The organism is Pelagibius marinus (genome assembly GCF_014925385.1).
Classification (GTDB): Bacteria; Pseudomonadota; Alphaproteobacteria; order Kiloniellales; family Kiloniellaceae; genus Pelagibius; species Pelagibius marinus.
On record NZ_JACSDK010000014.1, the window covers coordinates 37436 to 56633 of the forward strand.

General features: G+C 62.6%; 14 protein-coding genes. 10 read left to right on the forward strand and 4 right to left on the reverse strand.

Annotation, left to right across the window (positions count from 1 at the left end; all coding sequences use genetic code 11):
• Positions 1 to 58: 58 nt before the first annotated feature.
• The gene (locus H7X47_RS16250; RefSeq protein WP_193369773.1) at positions 59 to 1018 is read left to right on the forward strand and encodes a sulfotransferase; all 960 of its coding nucleotides are present in this window, start codon (positions 59 to 61) and stop codon (positions 1016 to 1018) included.
• 13 nt (positions 1019 to 1031) lie between these two features.
• Here the strand turns inward: H7X47_RS16250 and H7X47_RS16255 are convergent, their stop codons facing one another.
• Positions 1032 to 2243, reverse strand: coding sequence for a GNAT family N-acetyltransferase (locus H7X47_RS16255; protein ID WP_227010570.1), 1212 nt, complete (start codon positions 2241 to 2243; stop codon positions 1032 to 1034).
• A gap of 387 nt (positions 2244 to 2630) precedes the next feature.
• Here H7X47_RS16255 and H7X47_RS16260 point away from each other — a divergent pair, with 387 nt between their 5' ends.
• The 4 genes from H7X47_RS16260 (at position 2631) to H7X47_RS16275 (ending at position 8470) form a co-directional block, all read left to right on the forward strand.
• Entirely contained in the window at positions 2631 to 5306 is a 2676-nt protein-coding gene (locus H7X47_RS16260; protein WP_193369775.1) for a hypothetical protein, read from the forward strand.
• A 101-nt stretch (positions 5307 to 5407) separates the two neighbouring features.
• Positions 5408 to 6364 carry a sulfotransferase family protein gene (locus tag H7X47_RS16265; protein ID WP_193369776.1) on the forward strand — a complete coding sequence of 319 codons (957 nt, stop codon included), beginning with the start codon at positions 5408 to 5410 and terminating at the stop codon, positions 6362 to 6364.
• 82 nt (positions 6365 to 6446) lie between these two features.
• Complete coding sequence (locus H7X47_RS16270; protein WP_193369777.1) at positions 6447 to 7430, forward strand: polysaccharide deacetylase family protein; 984 nt, start codon at positions 6447 to 6449, stop codon at positions 7428 to 7430.
• 8 nt (positions 7431 to 7438) lie between these two features.
• Entirely contained in the window at positions 7439 to 8470 is a 1032-nt protein-coding gene (locus H7X47_RS16275) for a GNAT family N-acetyltransferase (RefSeq protein WP_193369778.1), read from the forward strand.
• 54 nt (positions 8471 to 8524) lie between these two features.
• On the opposite strand, the gene H7X47_RS16280 is transcribed toward H7X47_RS16275, so the two are convergent.
• Positions 8525 to 9592 (reverse strand): ATP-grasp domain-containing protein, encoded by a 1068-nt coding sequence (locus tag H7X47_RS16280; RefSeq protein ID WP_193369779.1) that lies wholly within the window; start codon positions 9590 to 9592, stop codon positions 8525 to 8527.
• Positions 9593 to 9714: 122 nt separating this feature from the next.
• On the opposite strand from H7X47_RS16280, the gene H7X47_RS16285 reads away from it, so the two are divergent.
• Positions 9715 to 11028, forward strand: coding sequence for a sugar-transfer associated ATP-grasp domain-containing protein (locus tag H7X47_RS16285; RefSeq protein WP_193369780.1), 1314 nt, complete (start codon positions 9715 to 9717; stop codon positions 11026 to 11028).
• Positions 11029 to 11099: 71 nt separating this feature from the next.
• Here the strand turns inward: H7X47_RS16285 and H7X47_RS16290 are convergent, their stop codons facing one another.
• Entirely contained in the window at positions 11100 to 11882 is a 783-nt protein-coding gene (locus H7X47_RS16290) for a sulfotransferase (protein WP_193369781.1), read from the reverse strand.
• A gap of 168 nt (positions 11883 to 12050) precedes the next feature.
• Here H7X47_RS16290 and H7X47_RS16295 point away from each other — a divergent pair, with 168 nt between their 5' ends.
• From H7X47_RS16295 to H7X47_RS16310, 4 genes are read left to right on the forward strand one after another with little or no spacing between them, the layout of a single operon-like run.
• Positions 12051 to 13400: a nucleotide sugar dehydrogenase gene (locus tag H7X47_RS16295; RefSeq protein WP_193369782.1), complete on the forward strand. Its 1350-nt coding sequence runs from the start codon at positions 12051 to 12053 to the stop codon at positions 13398 to 13400.
• A 42-nt stretch (positions 13401 to 13442) separates the two neighbouring features.
• Complete coding sequence (locus tag H7X47_RS16300; RefSeq protein WP_193369783.1) at positions 13443 to 14660, forward strand: TIGR04063 family PEP-CTERM/XrtA system glycosyltransferase; 1218 nt, start codon at positions 13443 to 13445, stop codon at positions 14658 to 14660.
• A gap of 7 nt (positions 14661 to 14667) precedes the next feature.
• On the forward strand, positions 14668 to 16608 hold the full coding sequence (gene asnB / locus H7X47_RS16305; protein WP_193369784.1) for an asparagine synthase (glutamine-hydrolyzing): 1941 nt from the start codon (positions 14668 to 14670) through the stop codon (positions 16606 to 16608).
• A complete protein-coding gene (locus H7X47_RS16310) occupies positions 16605 to 17816 on the forward strand; it encodes a TIGR03087 family PEP-CTERM/XrtA system glycosyltransferase (RefSeq protein ID WP_193369785.1) in 1212 nt (403 codons plus the stop codon). Before asnB ends, H7X47_RS16310 begins: the two co-directional genes overlap by 4 nt.
• Positions 17817 to 17833: 17 nt before the next feature.
• Here H7X47_RS16310 and prsR read toward each other — a convergent pair whose 3' ends face one another.
• Entirely contained in the window at positions 17834 to 19195 is a 1362-nt protein-coding gene (prsR, locus tag H7X47_RS16315) for a PEP-CTERM-box response regulator transcription factor (RefSeq protein WP_193369786.1), read from the reverse strand.
• Between the last annotated feature and the right edge of the window lie 3 nt (positions 19196 to 19198).

The following is a 19198-nucleotide window of genomic DNA, read 5'->3' on the forward strand; positions in this document are numbered from 1 at the left end:
GCCACATGATTGCTCTGGATCAGGTGCCGAGCCGTTTGCGGAGCAGCGGGTGAGCCCTATGTCGATCAAGGAAGCCGTAAAACGTCCCCTGGAGCGTGCGATGACCGGACTCGAGCGGAAGCTGGTCGCGCGGGATCGGGAGCCGTCCTTTCGGCCGATCTTCATCGTTGCGCCGGCGCGCTCTGGCTCGACGCTGCTGTACCAGGCAATGACGCGCTATTTCGATCTATGCTACTTCTCCAATGCGATGACACGGTTTCCGGAGAGCCCGGTTTGCCAGGCGATCCTGCTATCGCCCTTTGGCGGCTGCGACCCGCCGGACACCTTTCTCAGCAACCGGGGGCATGTCGAAGGGGGCAGGGGGCCGAGCGACGGCACCAAGATCTGGGCCCAGTGGTTTCGCAATGAGCCTCAGCGCATTCCGAACGGGGTTCTGACGCCGCGGCAGAGGCGGGAGGTCCGCACTGTGATAAGCCGTTTCCAGGACGCATTCGCGGCCCCATTCATCAACAAGACGCAGAGAAACTGCGGACGCATCCTGGCGCTGGCTGAGATTTTTCCCGAGGCTGTATTCGTCTGCATGCACCGGGACCCTTTCGAAATGGTCAGATCACGCTGGCAGATCTTCCAGTCCCGCGATGATGAAGACAGGCTGTGGCAGTCGTATCGGCCTCACAACGCCCACGAGATCGTCACCGACGATCCCCTCGAGCATTTATGCCAACAGGTTGTGTTTACCGAAGCGGAGATCGAGAGCGACAGGCGGATGCTGGGGCGGCAGGCGTTCTTTGATGTGCACTATGAGGATTTTTGCCGGCAACCGGCCGCGAACCTCGAGGCCTTCGCCGGCTTCTATAGCGAAGGGTTCCAGGGACCGGCGCTCAAGCGGCGTCACGGGATCCCGGCGAGCTTTGCGGCGGGCGAAACTAGAAACCTGCCGGCTGGGGAGGCTGAGGCCATAAGGAGCCATCTCAGGCGGCTTGCGGAAGCACGTCCGGCGGTGGATGTGGATGCCTAGACGGAGCGGGAATTCAATTTCCGGCATGCTGCGGGCTGTGCCCCTGCTTCAGGTCTTTGAGCTTACTGCGGAGCGGCCGTGACATCTCTCCGAACCAGTCCTTCCACTCGAAAAGCCGATGCTCCGCGAGGCCGCGCCATCCGCCGGGAGTCCGCAGGTTGAAGGCAATGATTCCGCAGCGCGTACGCTCTTCCGACGCCCAGATCTTCTTGAAGCTTTCCCGGTCCCGGCCGAAGTCGAACTCGTCCACCGGGCGGTCCTCGTTCAGCAGATGCTGAACCATGCGCAGCTTACCGATGGCTCCCACCGAAACCTTTGCAAACGCGGGATCGTAGGCGGTCCGGTAGAAGAGTGCCCGCTGACCGGCGAGAAATACCAGTTGGGTCGCGGCCGGTCGACCGTCCAGGTAGACGATTCCAAGGCGCAGGGTGCCGGCCTGCGCGGCAGCCCGGATACACGCGGGCAGGAAGCCCGGATGGTAATCCGGCTCCTTCCAGCTCGCTTCCAGCACGGCATTATAGTCTTTTAGGGCCTGGTCGAGCCCGGCTTCGGAGGTGAAGAGGTCCCACTTGAAGCTGTTTCTCTGCCTGAGCTTGCGTTCCTTGCGCTCGTAATTCTTGATCTGCTTGCGTGCCGATGCAGGCCGCTTGGTCAGGTAGGCGTCGTAATCCTGTCCTCGCGTCGGTTCGAAAATACCGAGAAAATGTGGGTAGCCGCGGACCGCAAAACCGGCGCGGCGGAGCGCAGCCATCAGGACGTCATAGCTGTGCGCTTCGGCGTCCATCGCTGCGAACTCAATGACTTCCCATTGCGGACGCTCGCCGCGCAAGTGTGCGGCCAGGCTATCAAAAATTCCTTCGTAGCCCGGATCTTCGTCGCGCACGAGCGGCGCGAAAAGATAGGTCTGGTACCCCGTCAGCCCGGAGAGGGTTCGCTTTCCGAGGTGCCGGTTGCGGAGCAACGAACCACGGCGCGCGGCCGGCGTCTGGGCCACGAACAGCCCGCGGGCCTGCACCTCAGAGTGCGTGGATTCAACGCCATAGAGCCGAAGTGTCGCTCCTTCCTGCAGAGCGGTGCGCGCAAATGCAAGAAACCAAGCCCTGCTGAAAGAAAAATTGATCTTGGCCATATCATCCAGGAGGTGAGCATAGCAGCCGGGCAGTTCCTCGAAGCTACGGTAGGTCCGCACACGGAATGGCGCCTGTTGCCCGCCTGTACCCTGCATCTTCAATGCGAACCTCCCGGTTTCGTCATTCGGCACCATGATGCCGGCCCGCAGAACGGAGGACGAGGGCAGCCGCGGAGGGGAGCGCGGCGGGCCTTGTTGCTGCAAAGTCTTTTTGTACTCAGGTCGGCCAGCAAAATGCCCGGTTGAATGCCGCCCGTCGCCGATCCCGACCTCCTATCGATGTTGGTGCCTTGCATCCGGAAAACGTTCCGAGAGAAATTGCAAGGCATGCGGTTGCAAGCTCTCACCTTACTTGTTTTCCTCGTAGCAATCGGCTCAGCTTGGCATGTCCCGATTGTGAATGTCGACCGAAGCCGAGGTGCTCCAAGGCTACGATAGACGGCAGGGAAGGAGCCTCTTGTGCCCCGCGCCTCAGGTAGCAGGATGATGAGCTTTGGCCGCTGGGCTTTGCATTCGGCAAGCATTGCTCTGCCCATTATCATAATTATCGGCACGGCATCGGCGCAGGACGGCGCACCTCTGGCGGGGGGCCTGCCGCCGGCACCAACCTACACTCCCGGCACGGCAATCACCCCTGAAAGCGAGGCGAAAGGGGCAGTCGCGAAGAGGGCCAAAAGCAAGGCCTGGCGGGGCGAGATCGAGCGGAACGAGGCCGGGCACGGCAGGCAAGCGGTGCAGGACGCGGGACCGGTGGCCGCGATGGAATCCCGAGAATCTCTTCTCCTTGACAAGATTTCACCGGTACAGACCGATCTCCCGGTTTGGCAGAACCTGGTCCCGCTGCTTCCGGGGCCGGGTGACTTCGCGGTCATTCCGGGCAGCGAACTGCGGCCGCGTCTCGTGCGGAAGGATGAATTTTCCTTCTGCGACGAGCTCAAATGCCACCGCTCCGGTGCGGTGCTGTCTGCCTGGAACGGCGCGGCATTCGACGGAACAAAGGGTGAGCTGCGCCTGCACGGTGGCGGCCACGCGGACTATGGCGGCAACGAGGTCTATGCCTTCGATTTCTCCAGCTTGACCTGGATGCGAGAAACTGATCCGCAACCGCTCACCGGACCGATGCTGAGCGACAGCGACGGGGACGGTGTCGCTGATGCCTGCCCGGCGCCCGCCGAGGGGCCGCCGGCGACCCATACCTATCAAGGTTTCGTGTACGTCCCCAAGATCGATCGCTATTGGCTGTTCGGCACGGTCGAATACTGCGCCTCGGGGACCGGGGGGCAGTCCGCCTGGGAATATGACGCCCACCGCCGAAGCTGGACGCCGATGCCCGAGCTCGATCGCTATGCCAAGTTCTCCCGCGCAGTGATCGATCCGGCCACCGGCAATGTTATTGTCCATGTCGGCCGGAAGAACGGCTGGCATGAGATCGATCCCCGGTCGCGGACCCTCGTGCGGTCGTTCAGGCGGGACCCCTTCGGCAGCTACATAGATGGGACGGCCGTCTTCGACCACGTGAGACGGGTCATCTACGCGGTGGTCGAGGCTCGCACCAGGGATCGCCTCGTCGCCTACCAGTTGCCGGACCCGTCATCCGGCGCCCAGTCCGAGAAGATCAGCGGGCGTGTCGTGGCTGAGTGGGAGAAGCAGGGCAAGAAGGCCTGGGGCATGGCCCAGCACGCTTCCGGCCTGCTGGTCCTTTGGGACGGCAATACGCGCATCGTGACGGTCAACCCGCAGACCGGGCAAGCCTGGGAGATGCAGACCGGCGGCGATGCCTACCGCGCCCACAGGGGAGGGGGCAAACCTGGAAGGGTCTATTCAAAGTGGGCCTATATCCCTGAACTGGATACGTTTTTCGGCATCACAAATGCCGACATGGGTATGGTGCTCTACCGGCTCGGTGGCAACGCAACTCCGGATCCCGGCCAGCTGACCTCCTCGGCGGCCCATCTGCGCAAGGGCGCCGCCGCGCCGGCCACGGACAGGCGGCCGAAAGAGCCGGCCGCTCGTGCCTTGCCTGCCCCCGGAGCAGCGGCGATGCCTGCGGCCAGCGGCACGGTCAACGCCAAGCCCACGCCTGTTTCGGAGCCGCACAAAGACGATGGCTGGGCGGTTCCGCTTGAGATTGAAGCCTCCGCGAGCTGGGAGAGCGTCTGCAGCACGGCCGTGCTCTGTGATCCGCTGGGAAGTGGAGAGGTGCTCTACCGCGGGCGGGTAGTCGAGGCGGGCCCGCCCCAAAGACGTGGTGGCTGGCGACGGGTCAGCCAGAGATCCAAGCTGCCGGATGCCGAAGTGCCTTCCGCCGATCCCGTGACCGGTGGCTTGCGTTTTACCTTCCCCTCCCGATCAGGTTCCGGCGCCGCCGGGAACTTCGCCACCAATTTCAGCCCGGACTATTCCTTCCAGATAGGACCCGCGGACGCCGGTGCTCCGGCACAGGAAGTCTTTATCCAGTTCCAGGTCCGCTATTCTTGTACCTTCATATGGACGGATTGCGATCCGTCGAGTGCGGGTTATCGAAAGCAGCGACGCTGTTTTCTGAGCAAGCGCGGCGAGGGCCGGTGCACTGCATCGAAGATCGCCCTGATCTCGACGGGAGATCAGGAAGGGTTCACGGCGGATGCCTGTACCCGGATTCAGATCGCGCTCAATCACGGGACAGATCACAGTCTCCACGGATTTCACCGCTGCCCTCGCGCCCAGGGTTTCGGGCAGCGTCTGGGCCGTGTCGGCGGACGCCGCCAGGGCGACTCGCAGCCGAACGGACTCTACTACTGCCCGCGCATCCGCAATGACGGCAGTCAAAAGACATGGAACAATAGCCCCGATACGTGCTTTCGGCTGATCGACGATCGATGGATAACGATTCAGGTCCGCTTGCGCTTCGGGCCATGGCAGTCGAACCGGGAGAAAGGCGCGACGAAGCTGAGTCACGTCAGTATCTGGGCCGGTATCGAAGGTCAGGACGCTGGACGCCAGCGGCTGGTAATAGACAACGATTTCTATGCGGTGGATCCGAAAGGCAGGGACTTGATCGGGAAGATCTGGCTGATGCCGCATCTATACAACAAGACGCCTAAGGAGGATCATCCGCCCTTTTTCGTATGGTACCGCAATCTCGTGGTCGCCGAGACCCTGGTTCCCAATCCAGTGTGAAGCCTTGCCATTTTCTCCTCGGTGATCGCTACAATGAGTGGCGGTAGATGCAGCGACACTACAGAAAGCAGGATGTAGCTTCTTGAGCCAAGGATAAGGGGATGGCGGAAGAACCGCTGGAAACGAGATCCTCGCACATGGACAGGCCGATTCTTTTTGTTTTCGGCGCTGCCCGGAGCGGCACGACGATCCTGAACAATCTTCTTTACCGCCATTTCTCCTATGGAATGGGCCCGGAGGGCACCTTCGTTGCGCAGTGGGCGCGCCGCCTGCCGGCCTACGGAGACCTGCGCGACGATGCCAATCTCGAAAGACTGGCGCGAGACGTCTCGCAATGTCGCATGCTGGAGATCGCGCGCCACAAGTACCGCCGAAATCCTTTTGATGTCACTCCCGAGCTCATCCTCAGCCGGATGCAAGAGCGCAGCTATGCCGGGGTCGTCTATTCCGTTTTCCAGTGCATGGCGGAGCTGCAGGGATGTTCACGGGTAGGCAACAAGAACCCGGACTACGGCCGTCACTTTCCGCTGCTGCACCAGCTCTTTCCGATGCAGGCGAAATATCTCTCCATCGTGCGCGACGGCCGGGACGTGGCCCTTTCGATCGTCAAGACGCGCTGGGGCCCGAGTTCCTGCTACGCGGCTGCAAAAGCCTGGATGCGGGCCCTGACGGATCTCGGACGGATGGAGGAGAAGCTAGGCCCGGACCGCCTGCACGTGCTCAAGTATGAGGACCTGCTCCGGCAACCCTGGGAGACCCTTGAAGGGATGCGCCAATTCCTCCGTATCCCCCCGGCGGAGGCACAGGTAGCTGCGGCTGCCGCAGAAATCGCCGACGGCAAGAAATCGGCCAACTTCGACAAGTGGCGGCGCCAGATGTCCGCCGACGATCTACGTGTCTTCGAAGGGCTGGCCGGCGACCGGCTGCAGAGATACGGCTATGAACTCTCGGGAAATGGAGGGAGCGTTCGCTGGCGGGACTATCTGCGGTATGAGTCCAGGGAGTACATGCGACTGGCGATGGTGAACGCGAGGCACAGCGTATCGAGGTTGAGCTGATGTGCGCGGCGCTGCCTCGAATATCGCAGACATCGATCGCGCGGTGGCGCCCGGGGACTTGTGGCAGTCCATGAGAACCAAGGTGGCCATCACGGTTGATACGGAACCGTCTGTAGCCGGCGCCTTCGCCGACCCGGCGCGCTACAAGCCTCTCCTGCACGAACCGGTGTGGGGCGCGGTGAACGGCAGGAGTGAAGCGCTCGGCTTCGTTGTCGACACGCTGTTGGCTCACGGCCTCACTGCATCCTTCTTTGTTGAGACCGTGCATCTGTCTTGCTTTCCCGAAGACGCTATGGGCGGCTACGTCAGGTGGCTGCGGGAAAAAGGACAGGACATCCAGTTGCATCTCCATCCGGTGTGGAGCCGCTTCGAGGGAGCGCGCTACGCGAGTGTGAACGACCGCTGCAGGGAGTTGCCCGAGGATCGCCTGGTGGAGCTGATCGCCGCCGGTAGTGAGCGCATCGAGAAGTGGTGCGGAAGGCCACCTCTGTGTCTTCGCACCGGAAATTTTTCCGTGTCGACCAGCGTCTACCGAGCGATGCGCCGCGCGGGCCTGAAACTGGGGTCGAATGTTTGCCTGGCGGTCGCCCCGCCCAAGGAGGCGGCGCTTCGCTTCAGCGGCGGTGTCCACCGTGTTGCGGGAGTCACCGAGCTGGCTGTCACCTGCTTTCGCGACCGCGGGCCCGTCGGACGCGGACGGTACAGGCCGCTGCAGGTCTCGGCATGCAGCTTCGATGAGTTGCGCGACCTTCTGATTTCGGTGAATAGGGCGGGCGGCACGGTCGCGGTCGTTGTCACGCATCCCTTCGAGTTCGTGAAATGGTCTGGCCCGGATTTTTCTCGGCTGCGGGCCAACACGGTCGTGCAGCGGCGGTTTGCGCAGCTATGCCACTTTCTGACGCAAGCCGCCGATCGCTTCGAGGTCGTGCCCATGGGCCGCATCGCCGAGGCCGGTATCGAGCCGGAAGAAGCGGTGTCCTTGCACGGGAGGGCTTTATCCTCGACCCTGCGCGCGGTGGAGAATTTCGTGAACGACCGCTTCCCGCCGCTGACCTGGATGGGATAGGCGGAACGATGCAGAATCAAACCGCTCTTGGCGCACAATGCGCAGCACCGCGCCGGGCCACGGCGGATGCCGGCCACGAGCCGTCGCGGCGTGAGGTTGAGCTCAAGTTCTGGTTCGGGCCTTTCAGGTTGTGGACTGCTGTGTTCGACATGCAAGTGGAGCACTGGTCCGGCGATCCCCTGGGGCAGACGGTGCCGGATCCGGCAGCGCTGCCGGAAGGCGTGGACGGACTCTACAGGCCGTCCCAGATTGTTCGGGGTGAGGAGCCGGATTTGCGGTTCTCGAGCACGACGGTCCGCTATATCGAGAGCCGGTTCCGTCGGAGGTTCATCGACCTGACCACCGGCTTTGACAACTACATGAGCAAGTTCTCCGGTAAGACCCGTTCAACATTCCGCAGAAAATTCAGAAAGTTCCGAGAGGCGTCCGCCGGAACGATCGACTGGCGTGTCTATCGCAGTGCCCGCGAAATGGAAGAGTTCCACCTCACGGCACGGCAGGTCTCCAGGCGGACCTATCAGGAGAAGCTGTTCGACGCCGGACTTCCCGATGACGCAGACTTCGTCGCCGGCATGCTTGCGCGCGCCGAGTCAGGGCAGGTGCGCGGATTCATTCTCTTTCTCGGCGGAGAGCCGATCAGCTATCTGTATCTCCCGATTGTCGACGGGCGCGTAATTTACGGCCGCCTTGGCTTCGATCCCGCCTACGCAGTTCTGTCTCCCGGCACCATCCTGCAGCTGCTCGCCTTGGAATCCCTGTTCGCCGAGCAATGCCACCGGATCTTCGACTTCACCGAGGGCGAGGGGGAACACAAGCGGTTGTTTGCTACTCAGGAAGTCCTCTGCGGAAACGTCTACTACCTGCGAGCGACAACGCGGCACCGGACGCTGGTGCGGCTCCATTGCGGGACGCGCCGCCTGGCCGACCTTGTTGATCGCCAACTCTCGCGCGTTAAACTGAAGACGCATTTGAAGCACATCTTGCGTGGCCAGTATCGCGCTCCGCAGGAACGTGGCCGGAAGTCTTTGCCAAAGCGCTAGCGCCCGCTTCGAGCCGGCTAAGGAGCGTTCAGACGGCGGGAGGCCGCGCTGGGGTCAATGCCTCAGGTGGGATGCCAGATGTGGGAGCGGATCGCTTACCGCCTGGTAGAAGCCGCGCCAGTTGGCCCGGTCCAGTCGGGCCAGGTGCCAGGGCCGCCGGGCCATGGCAACAACGGTTCCCGGCTGGAAGTAGGCGCCAGGCCGAGTTGGGGAGAAGGGAATCCGGCGGCCCTGCGCCAAGTCCACGGCGAGGGCCGGGAAGTTGCCGCCGTGCCACAGGGATACCGGCAGGCTGTACCAGTACCGGCAGTTGAATTCGAGGGCGTATAACCGGCCGCTTTCGCTTTCTTGAACAAAGTCAATATGGCCGGGGCCGCCGTAGCCGAAGAGAGCGACGATGCGCCGGCCGATTTCCAAGATCGCCGGGTGGTCTTCGAAAATCCGGGCGCCGTCCTCCGCGTGGCGCTGGATGTCGTAGCAAAGGATCTCGCCGTTGAGGGCAAGCAAGGACAGTCCAATGGTTGATCCGACGATGAAGCGCTGCAGCTTCAACGGCAGGGCCGTGTAGGGGCCGGGCTTCATGAGGTACTGCCGGAGGGTGGGATAGTCATGGAAGCGCCGGATCCCGTGGCCGGACTCTCCGTTTAGTGGCTTCACCAGCAGCGGATAGCCCACGGCGGCGGTTCCGGCTTCCGTCAGACTGCTCAGGTTCTCCACCTGCGCGGAGGGAGGCACAGGCAGACCATGGCGCAGCAGGTGCGTGTAGAACGACCACTTGTCGTGACAGACCTGCAGGAGGCCGCCCGTCGAGGGCGCGAAGGCCGGCGCCGTGATGTCGCCGGCGATGTCATGGAGAAGCGCATGCGATGCAATGTCGTCACCCAGCACCGCGGCGACCGGGTAGGCCTGGGACAAGGCATTGATGCGCTCCACCAGGCGGCGGCGGTGCCGATCCGAGTTTGCCGCACCGATGGCGTGGAAGCCTTTGCAATAGCGGGAGTACTTCAGGTAGCTGGCAGGGTTCGCGGCGATGACTTCAACCCTCTTACCGGCATAGCTGAGGCAATAAAGAACCTTCAAGCCGATGGCCGGGTTACGGGAGTAAAGAATGACAATTTCCATATATCATTGCCGCTCCGGTTGGCCACTCCACCACCCGCCGCCTATGCTAGCACCCGCGATCCGATGTCACCGCGGAAAGTGCAGGACGCTTGTGGTTGGCTGGAAATTCTGGGGGGCGGTGGATGTCCATAGATCGTCGTCTCGCAGCGCTCATCAAGCTGAACCTGGCCGAGTACCTGTATGTGACACGCACGACAGAGGCCACGCGGTTCGGCAAGGCGCTGGATGCCTTTCTGGCATTTCTCAAGAAATGCGAGACAAGCGCGTACAACCTGCCCTGGTTCTATAGCGATTGCCCCGACTCGGTGCGAAGATTGCACGACCTGGCTTTCCGTGCGCAACGGAATGCGGCTTCATCCAGGCTGCTGCCGGTTCTGCGCACGATCTTGTGGCCTGGCGTCGGCCTGTCGTTGTGCATGCTATTCCTGGCGCGGAATGGGGCATGCGTCCGCAGGCATTTCGCCGTGTCGGTCGTTCGACAGATGTTCGGCAGCCTCCACGCCTTGTATCGCTACAACGTCGCGCCATCGGACTATTTTTCCCTGCACTTGTTCAATTGTCCCTCCACGCGGGCGGTCCCCCTCTACTTCTGCCAGCGTGAGAAGGACGCGATCCTCAGAGCGACGCAGCCCGGAAGCAAGGAGGTACGCATCGCGAACAACAAGGTGCGGTTTTTCCGGCACTGCCAGAGCGCCGGCCTGCCGACTCCTGAAATCGTGGCCTCCTTCTCCAACGACGGAGCCCCCGCGGCATGGTTCGGCGATCACAAGGAACTTCCCGGGGTGGATCTTTTTAGGAAGCCCCCGGACCGGTTCGGCGGCAGTGGGGCGGAGCTTTGGCGGTACCGCAGCCGCACCGACAGTTGGAGCAGCAATGGCCGAACGCTCGCGCGGAGCGAGTTCCTGGTGGACTGTGGAAAGCGGCACTGCATCCTGCAGCCGGCTCTCCGGAACCATGCAGATCTTCAAGCGCTGGCGGGCGAAGGACTGGCAACCTTTCGCGTCGTCACTGTGTTGTCCGCTGAAACAGGGCCGGCTGTTATCGGTGCTCTGCTCAAGATACCCATGGGCGGTGCGGTGATAGACGCGTACTGGGCCGGCGGCCTGGTTTCCGGTGTCGATATGGAGCGGGGAACATTGAAGGCGGCGGTGGCTAGGGATCTCTGCAAGGGAAGATTTCAGCGGCACCCAGTTAATCAGGAGATCATCGCGGGGAGGCCAATTCCCCACTGGAGTGACGTCCTCGCCGTGGCAGTTCTTGCGCAGTCGTCTCTTCCCGGCCTCACGTCGATCGGCTGGGATATCGCGGTGACCGACGAGGGAGCGTCGATTGTCGAAGGTAATGTCGGGTGGAACTTCGAGATGTTTCAGGTCGGTCTGGGGTGTGGCCTGGGAGATACCGGGTTCCTGCGCTGGGCGGGGGAAATGCTGGGCTAGCGGCTTGCCGCAGGGGGGCGGTCCCTTTCATAACCGGCGAAGACTATGATAATTGCCGCCGCCACCGCTGGTCAGCCCGAGACGGGCAGCTTCGCCTTGACGGTTCTTGCGATCGTGTCCGCCAGAAGTGCGGGGTGGGAGACCTTCCGAACATAGTGGTCCAAGAGCGCCCGCCGCTTGCCGATGAGGCGGGCGCAGCGTTTGATCCTGGCCGGTTCCCGGACCTCGAGATAGTCGGCCAGACGGGCCACTTCCTGCGTCGGATCGCCGATCAGGGCTTCATAAGCAATCTGGCATACCGGTATGCCGAGGTGATCCGCGGTCCATGCGGAATTGACGTCGTAGGCTTCCGTCATTTCCAGGGACCGGCTGAAGTCGTTTCCGCAGTATTCCCTCACCTCTCTGTGCTTCATCACGCTCGCAGCGGCTGCCTCCAGGCGCCGTGTTACGCGTATCACTTTCAATCCGTCCCGCTTGAGGCGGCCGACCTGGACCCAGGACCATAAGGTGGTGCTGAAGCGGGGATCTTTCATTCCGAACGACGCGGCGTTCTCCACCCATGGGATGCTTGTGCTTGCGAGAATTTTCCAGTCACCATTCTCGAAGAGCTTGTCCGGGGTTCCGGGATTGGCCTGGGTTCCCCCCGCGGAAGCGATAAATCTTGTGTTTGCGGAAACGATTTCACGGCGCTGAAAATAGCCAAGCGGATTGAAGCGGTCCGGTGGGGGAGAGGCCTCTGCGGCAGGACCGAAGTATACGTCGAGACCGGCCAGGATCGCGCTAACCAGAGAGGTGCCGGAGCGGAATGGTCCCATTACGATAACGGCGGTCGAGTTCTGGCCGGTTGAAGCCAAAATTCACCTCCAGCATGCTGTGAAGGAGCACCAATTCTTGCAGAGCAGAGAGCGGGGGGCTAGGTGCGGCAGCGCCGTCCGGCTAGGAAGCGGCATTTGGCGGCAACCCGTAATGGCGATGGGGCGGAGCGAGTTGGTTTGCAGGTGTCGTGGCAGTTGTGAGACCCATTGACCGCAGAAGAGAGGCCGCAAGTCGACACAATGAATGTCTCAATTTTTGGCCTCGGCTATGTCGGTGCCGTGTCCGGCGCCTGCTTTGCCCATTTTGGTCACAAGGTTATCGGCGTCGATATCAATCTTTCGAAGATTGAAATGATCAACGCCGGCTTCTCGCCGGTTGTGGAGCAGGGTCTGGCCGAGCTCATATCAAAAGGCCATGCGGCGGGCATGATCTCGGCCACCGAGGATGTCTCTGCGGCGGTCATGGGGAGCGAAATCTCCCTGATCTCGGTAGGGACACCGAGCGACACCAACGGAAGCCAGTCGCTGACCGCGGTTGAGTCTGTGGTGGAAGCAATCGGCCGCGAGATTAGGCGGAAGCAGGAGCCGCACTGCGTGGTGATACGCTCCACCGTGGCGCCAGGAACCACTGACGGGCGCATCGCCCGCCTGCTGCAGGAGGCGGCTGGCCGCGAGATAGGCGAAGAGCTGACTCTCTGCTCCAATCCGGAATTCCTGCGGGAAGGGTCGGCTATCAAGGATTTCTTCCACCCTCCCTTCACTGTGGTCGGGGGGGTGGGAACGGAAGGCTGCCAGGCGCTGGCGACGCTCTACGCCGGTCTCGATGCGCCATTCATTGCGACGACGGCGCGAGTGGCAGAGTCGCTGAAATACGCCTGCAACTGCTTTCACGCCGTGAAGATTGCCTTCGCCAATGAACTGGGCGTGCTGATGAAAACACTCGGGATCGATTCCCGCGAGGCAATGCGAATCTTCTGCGAAGACCGGCTTCTCAACATCTCTTCCGCCTACCTGCGCCCTGGGTTCGCCTTCGGCGGCTCCTGCCTGCCCAAGGAACTGCGCACCATCGCGGATATGGCGAGGGCCGCGAACCTGCCGCTGCCGATGTTGACCAGCGTGCTCGAAAGCAACCAGCAGCACGTCGAGCGGGCCCTGGAGATGATACAGCGGCGTGGGCGGCGCAAGGTGGCGCTCTTTGGGCTCGCGTTCAAGCCCGGGACCGACGATCTGCGGGAGTCGCCGCTTGTGACCCTGGCGGAACGGTTGATTGGAAAGGGCTTTGACCTCGCCATCTTTGACCGCTCGGTGGATCTCGGACGGCTCACAGGCACCAACCTCGAATACATCAGGTGCGAGATCCCGCACCTCGATCGTCTGGTGAGCAACTCTATCGATGGAACCCTGAATGGCGCCGGAACCATTGTAATCGGCCACGCCCCGAGAGATGTCGTGCCGAAAATCGCCGCGGCAGCGGTTGGCCGGAGCGTCATTGATCTGCAGGGTGTGGCGGCTCTGCAGAACCGTCCAGGCATCGACTATGAAGGAATCTGCTGGTAGGGCAATGGCGGTGGCGCTTGACAGCCGGGGAGGCGAACGGCGGTGAGAATCCTTCACCTTCTGGACCATTCTCTGCCGCTGCAGAGCGGTTATAGCTTCCGCACCATCGGAATTCTGGCGGCCCAGCGAAAGCGGGGCTGGGAAACGGTCCAGATGACGACTCCCAAGCAAAACAGCTTCAACGGGCCGGTCGACAGGGTCGATGGCTGGACCTTCAACCGCACGCGGCCGCCGGCTGCCGTTTCGCAGCGGTTGCCGCTGCTGCGCGAACTCGCCCAGATGCACAGGACCCTCCGTCGCCTCGATGAGGTCATCGAGGAAACCCGCCCGGACATCGTTCAGGCTCATTCGCCGGTGCTGAACGGCATCCCCGCGCTTCAGGCGGCACGGCGTCACCGCCTTCCGATGGTCTATGAGGTGCGCTCCCTCTGGGAGGACGCCGCAGTGGACTGGGGCACGGCCCGCCAAGGCGACCTGCGCTACCGTACCACACGCAACCTGGAAACCTTTGTCCTGCGACGGGCCGATGCCGTCACCACCATCTGCGAGGGTCTTAGGCGGGACATTCTCAGCCGCGGCCTGCCGTCGGGACGGGTGATGGTGGTGCCGAACGCCGTAGATGCGGAGAGGTTTTCCATGCGACGGCGGGTAGATGAAGCCTTGCGGCTCGCTCTGAGGCTCGACGGCTGTGTCGTTCTCGGCTTCATCGGTTCCTTCTATGCATACGAGGGGCTGGATCTCTTGATGGAAGGCGCCGCGCGGTTGTTTCGTGATCGGCAGGACGTCAAGCTGTTGATGGTCGGCGGCGGGCCCGAGAAGGAGCGCCTGGTCGAGCAGGCAGGCCGCCTGGGTATAGCGGACCGGGTGGTCTTCACCGGCCGAGTGCCTCACGAGGAGGTGCAGCGCTATTACGACCTCGTTACCCTTTTCGTCTACCCCCGTCACCGTATGAGGCTGACGGACCTGGTCACCCCCTTGAAGCCGTTAGAGGCGATGGCGCAAGGTTCTATTGTGGTGGCCTCGGATGTTGGCGGCCACAGGGAACTTCTGGTGGACGGCGAGAGAGGTTACCTCTTCAAGCCGGACGACGCCGGCGCCCTGGCGTGCAAACTGGCGGAGGTCATCGACCGGCAGGAGGACTGGCCGGCCATGCGGGCAGCCGGGCGGCGCTACGTGGTGGCCGAGCGCACCTGGGATGCCGTGGTGGAGCATTACGCGCCGATCTACGATCGTCTGGTGAACGGGAAAAACGGAGCCTGAAGGCGACATGTGCGGCATATACGGCATGGTGGCGCTGCGGGCGCCTGCGGACTGCAGTCCATTTCTTCTCGATCCCATGGCGAAGGTCACCGTCCACCGTGGGCCGGACGACGAGGGCCGCTACTGGGATCGCGGCTTTGCGATGGGTATGCGGCGGCTGTCGATCATCGATCTCAGGACTGGTCACCAGCCGATCGCCAACGGCGACGAAACCATCTGGACCGTCTGCAACGGTGAAATCTACAATTTCCGGGAAATCCGCCGCGAACTGGAGGCCGCCGGGGTGCGCTTCCGTTGCGGCAGCGATACGGAGGTGCTGGTTCATCTCATTCAGCATCATGACACCGCCTTCGTGACCCGCTTGGAGGGCATGTTCGCCTTTGCCATCTGGGACACGCGGCGCCGGCGCCTGGTTCTCGGTCGCGATCGTCTCGGCATCAAGCCGCTCTACTACATCGAGCACGAGGGCCGGCTCATCTTCGCATCCGAGATCAAGGCGCTGCTGACCGTTCCCGGCGTCAGCCGCACCGTGGATGAAGGAGCGCTGCAGGACTATCTCTCCTTGGGCTACAGCGGCAACCACCAGAGTCTATTCCAGGGCATCCGCAAGCTGCCTCCGGCCAGTCTTCTGATCTGCGAGAACGGCGGCTATCGTATCGAGAGGTACTGGCAGAGTCCGGCGGAGGCCGACGGCTCCCTCAGTGAAGCGGACTGGGCTGAGGCGCTTTCCTCCGCCATCGAGGCCGCGGTCGCTTCCGAGATGGTCAGCGACGTTCCGCTGGGCGCATTCCTCAGTGGGGGCATCGATTCCAGCGCCATCGTCGGGTTTATGGCTCGCCACAGCGAGAGGCCGGTCAAGTCCTACTCGATTGGCTTCAAAGGGGACGCGGCCAGCGAGGTCTACAACGAGCTGCCCTATGCCCGCCTGACGGCGGAGCGGTACGCCACCGACCACCACGAAGTCATCGTGCGTCCGGAGGTCGCCCGCTTGCTGCCGATGCTGGCCTGGCATCTCGACGAGCCGATTGCCGACTCCGCCGCGGTCACGACCTACTTGGTGAGCGAGTTCGCACGGCGGGACGTCAAGGTGATCCTCTCCGGTGTCGGCGGCGACGAGCTGTTCGGTGGATACAACCGTTATCTCGGCGACTACTACGCTGATTACTACCGACGTCTTCCTGCCTGGATGCGTGACACCCTGATCGCGCCTCTGGTGCAGTCCATGCCAAGCGATCGGCACGGCCGGCTGTCGGGGATCGCCCGCTATGCCCGCACCTTCGTCGCATCGAGCAGCCTGCCATTCGAGGAGCGCTATCGCAGCTACGTGCAGGTTTTTGGGCCCGATAGCCTGGAACGGCTTCTTAAGAACGGGCGCGCGGGCGGAATAGACAGCTTGGCCGAAGCATTCTCGGTAGCGACTTCGGGCGACGGGCTAAACCGGCTAATGCGGGTAGACCTCATGACCCAGATGCCGAACGACCTGCTGATGCTGACGGATAAAATGACCATGGCGAGCTCTCTGGAGTGCCGAGTGCCGCTTCTAAACCACCATCTGGTGGAACTGGCGGCGCGGGTGCCGGCGGCGTTGCGCATCGACGGGCGCAATCTCAAGAGCTTGATGAAGCGAGCGCTAGGCGACGTGCTGCCGCTCGAGATCCTTGAGCGCAAGAAGCGCGGTTTCGGGGCGCCTTTCGGTGCGTGGCTGAAGCGCGATCTCCAGCCGATGATGAATCACATCCTGTCGAAGCAATCGGTGGAAAGGCGGGGGCTTCTGTCCTGGCCGGTGGTTGAGGAAACCATCGCTCTCCACATGGCCAATCGAGAAGACCACACGGACCACCTGCTGGCGCTTCTGAACCTGGAGATCTGGGCGCAGATCTATCTCGATGGCCGGACCGCCAGCGACATTGCGGACGAGCTGAGCGGGGAGGTCGCGGTCGCCGGATGAGGATCCTCTATCTCTGCCACCGTTTCCCCTTTCCACCGGCCCGCGGTGGGAAGATCCGTCCTTTCAACATGATCCGGCATTTGAGCCGGAAGCACGAAGTCGTCGTCGCTTCTCTGGCGCGCTCGCCGGAGGAGGCGGCGGCAGGGCAAGGGATCGCCCCGCACTGCGCCGACTATGTCATGGGTGAGGTGAGGGCACCGGCCGCCTGGGCGCGGATGATCGCGCGCCTTCCGACACCGTATCCGTCCTCGATGGGATATTTCTATTCTCCGGCGCTCGCCCGCAGCATCCAAGAGCGTTTGAGGCGGGAAGCGTTCGATCTTATCTTCGTGCATTGCTCTTCCGTTGCACCCTATGTTCGCCAGGTTACGGGCATTCCGAAGATTCTCGACTTCGGCGACATCGATTCCGAGAAGTGGCTGGTGTACCGGCAATTCAAGCCATTTCCCTTGTCGTTGGGTTACTGGCTGGAGGGCAGAAAGCTGGCAGCGGCGGAAAAGGCGCTAACTCATCAGTTCGATTTCTGCACCTGTACCACCAGGGCAGAGCTGGAGGCGCTGCGCAGGCTGCAGGTAACGACGCCGTGCGATTGGTTTCCCAACGGCGTCGACCAGAGCTATTTCGCGCCGTCGACGAAGTCTTACGACCCGGATGCCATCTCTTTCGTCGGGCGCATGGACTATTTCCCGAACCAGCAGGCTATGCTGTTCTTTTGCGACGAGGTATTTCCGGCGATCCGGCGGCAAAGGCCGTCAGCAACCTTGACGATCATCGGCGCTGAGCCCTCCGCCGGAATCAGGCGGCTGGGTGAACGCGAAGGCGTCACTGTGACCGGTACTGTGCCTGACGTGCGCGAGCCGGTTCGGCGCTCGGCTGTGAACGTGGCGCCGTTGGCAATCGCGCGCGGTACGCAAAACAAGATTCTTGAATGCATGGCCATGGGGGTACCGGTGGTGACCAGCCCGGAGGCCGCCGGCGGGGTGGATGCGGTCCCGGAAGAGCATCTGCTGGTCGCCCAGTCGCCGCAGGATTACGCTGACAAGCTGCTCTGGTTGATGGAGGACGCCGCTGCCCGGCAGGCTTTCGCCGTTGCCGGCCGGGCCCGCGTGGAGTCGCACCACAGTTGGGCGGTATCCCTGGCCAAGCTGGATAGTATCATTGGAGCCTGTCTGGAACGCCACAGCGCTGGAAAGCGGTGCAGCGCCTAGCGGCCCTTCAGCGACCCTCAAGGCTCGATGGCGTGCTGTTTGAGGAGTTGGTAGAGCGTCGGCCGGCTGGTGTCGAGCACCCGGGCCGCTTCCGAAATGTTGCCGTTGGCAATGGCGAGAGCCTGGCGCAGGGCCTTGCTTTCGGCGAGGAAGCGAGCCTGCTTCAGCGTCAGCGGGCCTTCCGCCGTCTCCGACGTGCCGCCAAGGCGCAGATCGTTTGCCGGGATCACCGGGCCTGCAGCTGAGGCCACTGCCCGCTTGATGCAGTTCTGCAGTTCGCGGACATTGCCGGGCCAGGAGTGCGCGAGAATGGCCGCCAAAGCTGACCGGCTGAGGCTGTACGGTCTGCGGCCGAGTTCCTGCGCATAGTCGCGGGCGAGCTTGTTGGCAATCAGAGCGGCGTCCTCCGGGCGGTCGCGCAGCGGCGGAATCTCGACGACACCTTCGCTCACGCGATAGTAAAGATCCTGACGAAAAGAACCTTCCTGGATCATTGCCTGAAGATCCTGGTTGGTTGCCGACACAACGCGAATATCAACGGGTATCTGCCGGTGGCCACCGACGCGCTCTATGGTGCGTTCCTGCAGGAAGCGCAGCAGCTTAGCCTGCAGCGGTGGTGGCATATCGCCGATCTCGTCGAGAAACAACGTGCCCTTGTTGGCGCATTCGACCTTGCCAGTAGTGGTCTTGAACGCGCCTGTAAAGGCGCCTTTCTCGTGTCCAAAAAATTCGCTCTCCAGCAGAGTTTCGGGAATTGCCGCGCAGTTCACCGCGACGAACGGACCCTTGGCGCGCGGGCTGAACTCATGGAGGGCCCGGGCCAGCAGCTCCTTGCCGGTGCCGCTTTCGCCGACGACAAGGACTGAGACGTTCGTGGCCGCGAGGGCAGCGATGTCGCTGCAGACTTCCAGCATGGCGGGATTGGAGGTCAATACACCGGGCAGCGGTGTGCCGCCTTGGTGCCGTGCCAGCCTGCGGTTCTCCTGCTCCAGTTCATAGAGGCGCTGAGCGCGACCGACGATCAGCCGTATCTCATCCACGGAGAGCGGCTTTTGGTAGAAATCATAGGCACCAAGGGCTACCGCCTTCAGTGCGAACTCCCGCTCGGTCTGACCGCTCATCATTATGACCTTGCTATCGGGCGAGGCCCGCAGCACGGCCTGCAGGGTTGCCAACCCCTCGCTGGGACCGTCAGCGTCCGGCGGAAGGCCCAGGTCGAGCAGAACGACCGACGGCTTTTCCTGGTCTAGCACCGCCTCCGCCGTTGGCCGATCCTCCGCCTTCAGCACTTCGAAGTCGTCGAATGCCCAGGCCAGCTGGCGCTGCAGGCCTTGGTCGTCTTCCACCAACAGGAGCTTGGGACGTTTGTGCTCAGCCATTCC

Excerpts from the sequence above, each read along its gene's own strand:
- H7X47_RS16255 (WP_227010570.1), bottom strand. The coding sequence starts at position 2,243 with ATGCAGGGTACAGGCGGGCAACAGGCGCCATTCCGTGTGCGGACCTAC.
- H7X47_RS16275 (WP_193369778.1), top strand. The coding sequence starts at position 7,439 with ATGCAGAATCAAACCGCTCTTGGCGCACAATGCGCAGCACCGCGCCGG.
- H7X47_RS16260 (WP_193369775.1), top strand. The coding sequence starts at position 2,631 with ATGATGAGCTTTGGCCGCTGGGCTTTGCATTCGGCAAGCATTGCTCTG.
- asnB (WP_193369784.1), top strand. The coding sequence starts at position 14,668 with ATGTGCGGCATATACGGCATGGTGGCGCTGCGGGCGCCTGCGGACTGC.
- prsR (WP_193369786.1), bottom strand. The coding sequence starts at position 19,195 with ATGGCTGAGCACAAACGTCCCAAGCTCCTGTTGGTGGAAGACGACCAA.
- H7X47_RS16265 (WP_193369776.1), top strand. The coding sequence starts at position 5,408 with ATGGCGGAAGAACCGCTGGAAACGAGATCCTCGCACATGGACAGGCCG.
- H7X47_RS16280 (WP_193369779.1), bottom strand. The coding sequence starts at position 9,592 with ATGGAAATTGTCATTCTTTACTCCCGTAACCCGGCCATCGGCTTGAAG.
- H7X47_RS16285 (WP_193369780.1), top strand. The coding sequence starts at position 9,715 with ATGTCCATAGATCGTCGTCTCGCAGCGCTCATCAAGCTGAACCTGGCC.
- H7X47_RS16250 (WP_193369773.1), top strand. The coding sequence starts at position 59 with ATGTCGATCAAGGAAGCCGTAAAACGTCCCCTGGAGCGTGCGATGACC.
- H7X47_RS16310 (WP_193369785.1), top strand. The coding sequence starts at position 16,605 with ATGAGGATCCTCTATCTCTGCCACCGTTTCCCCTTTCCACCGGCCCGC.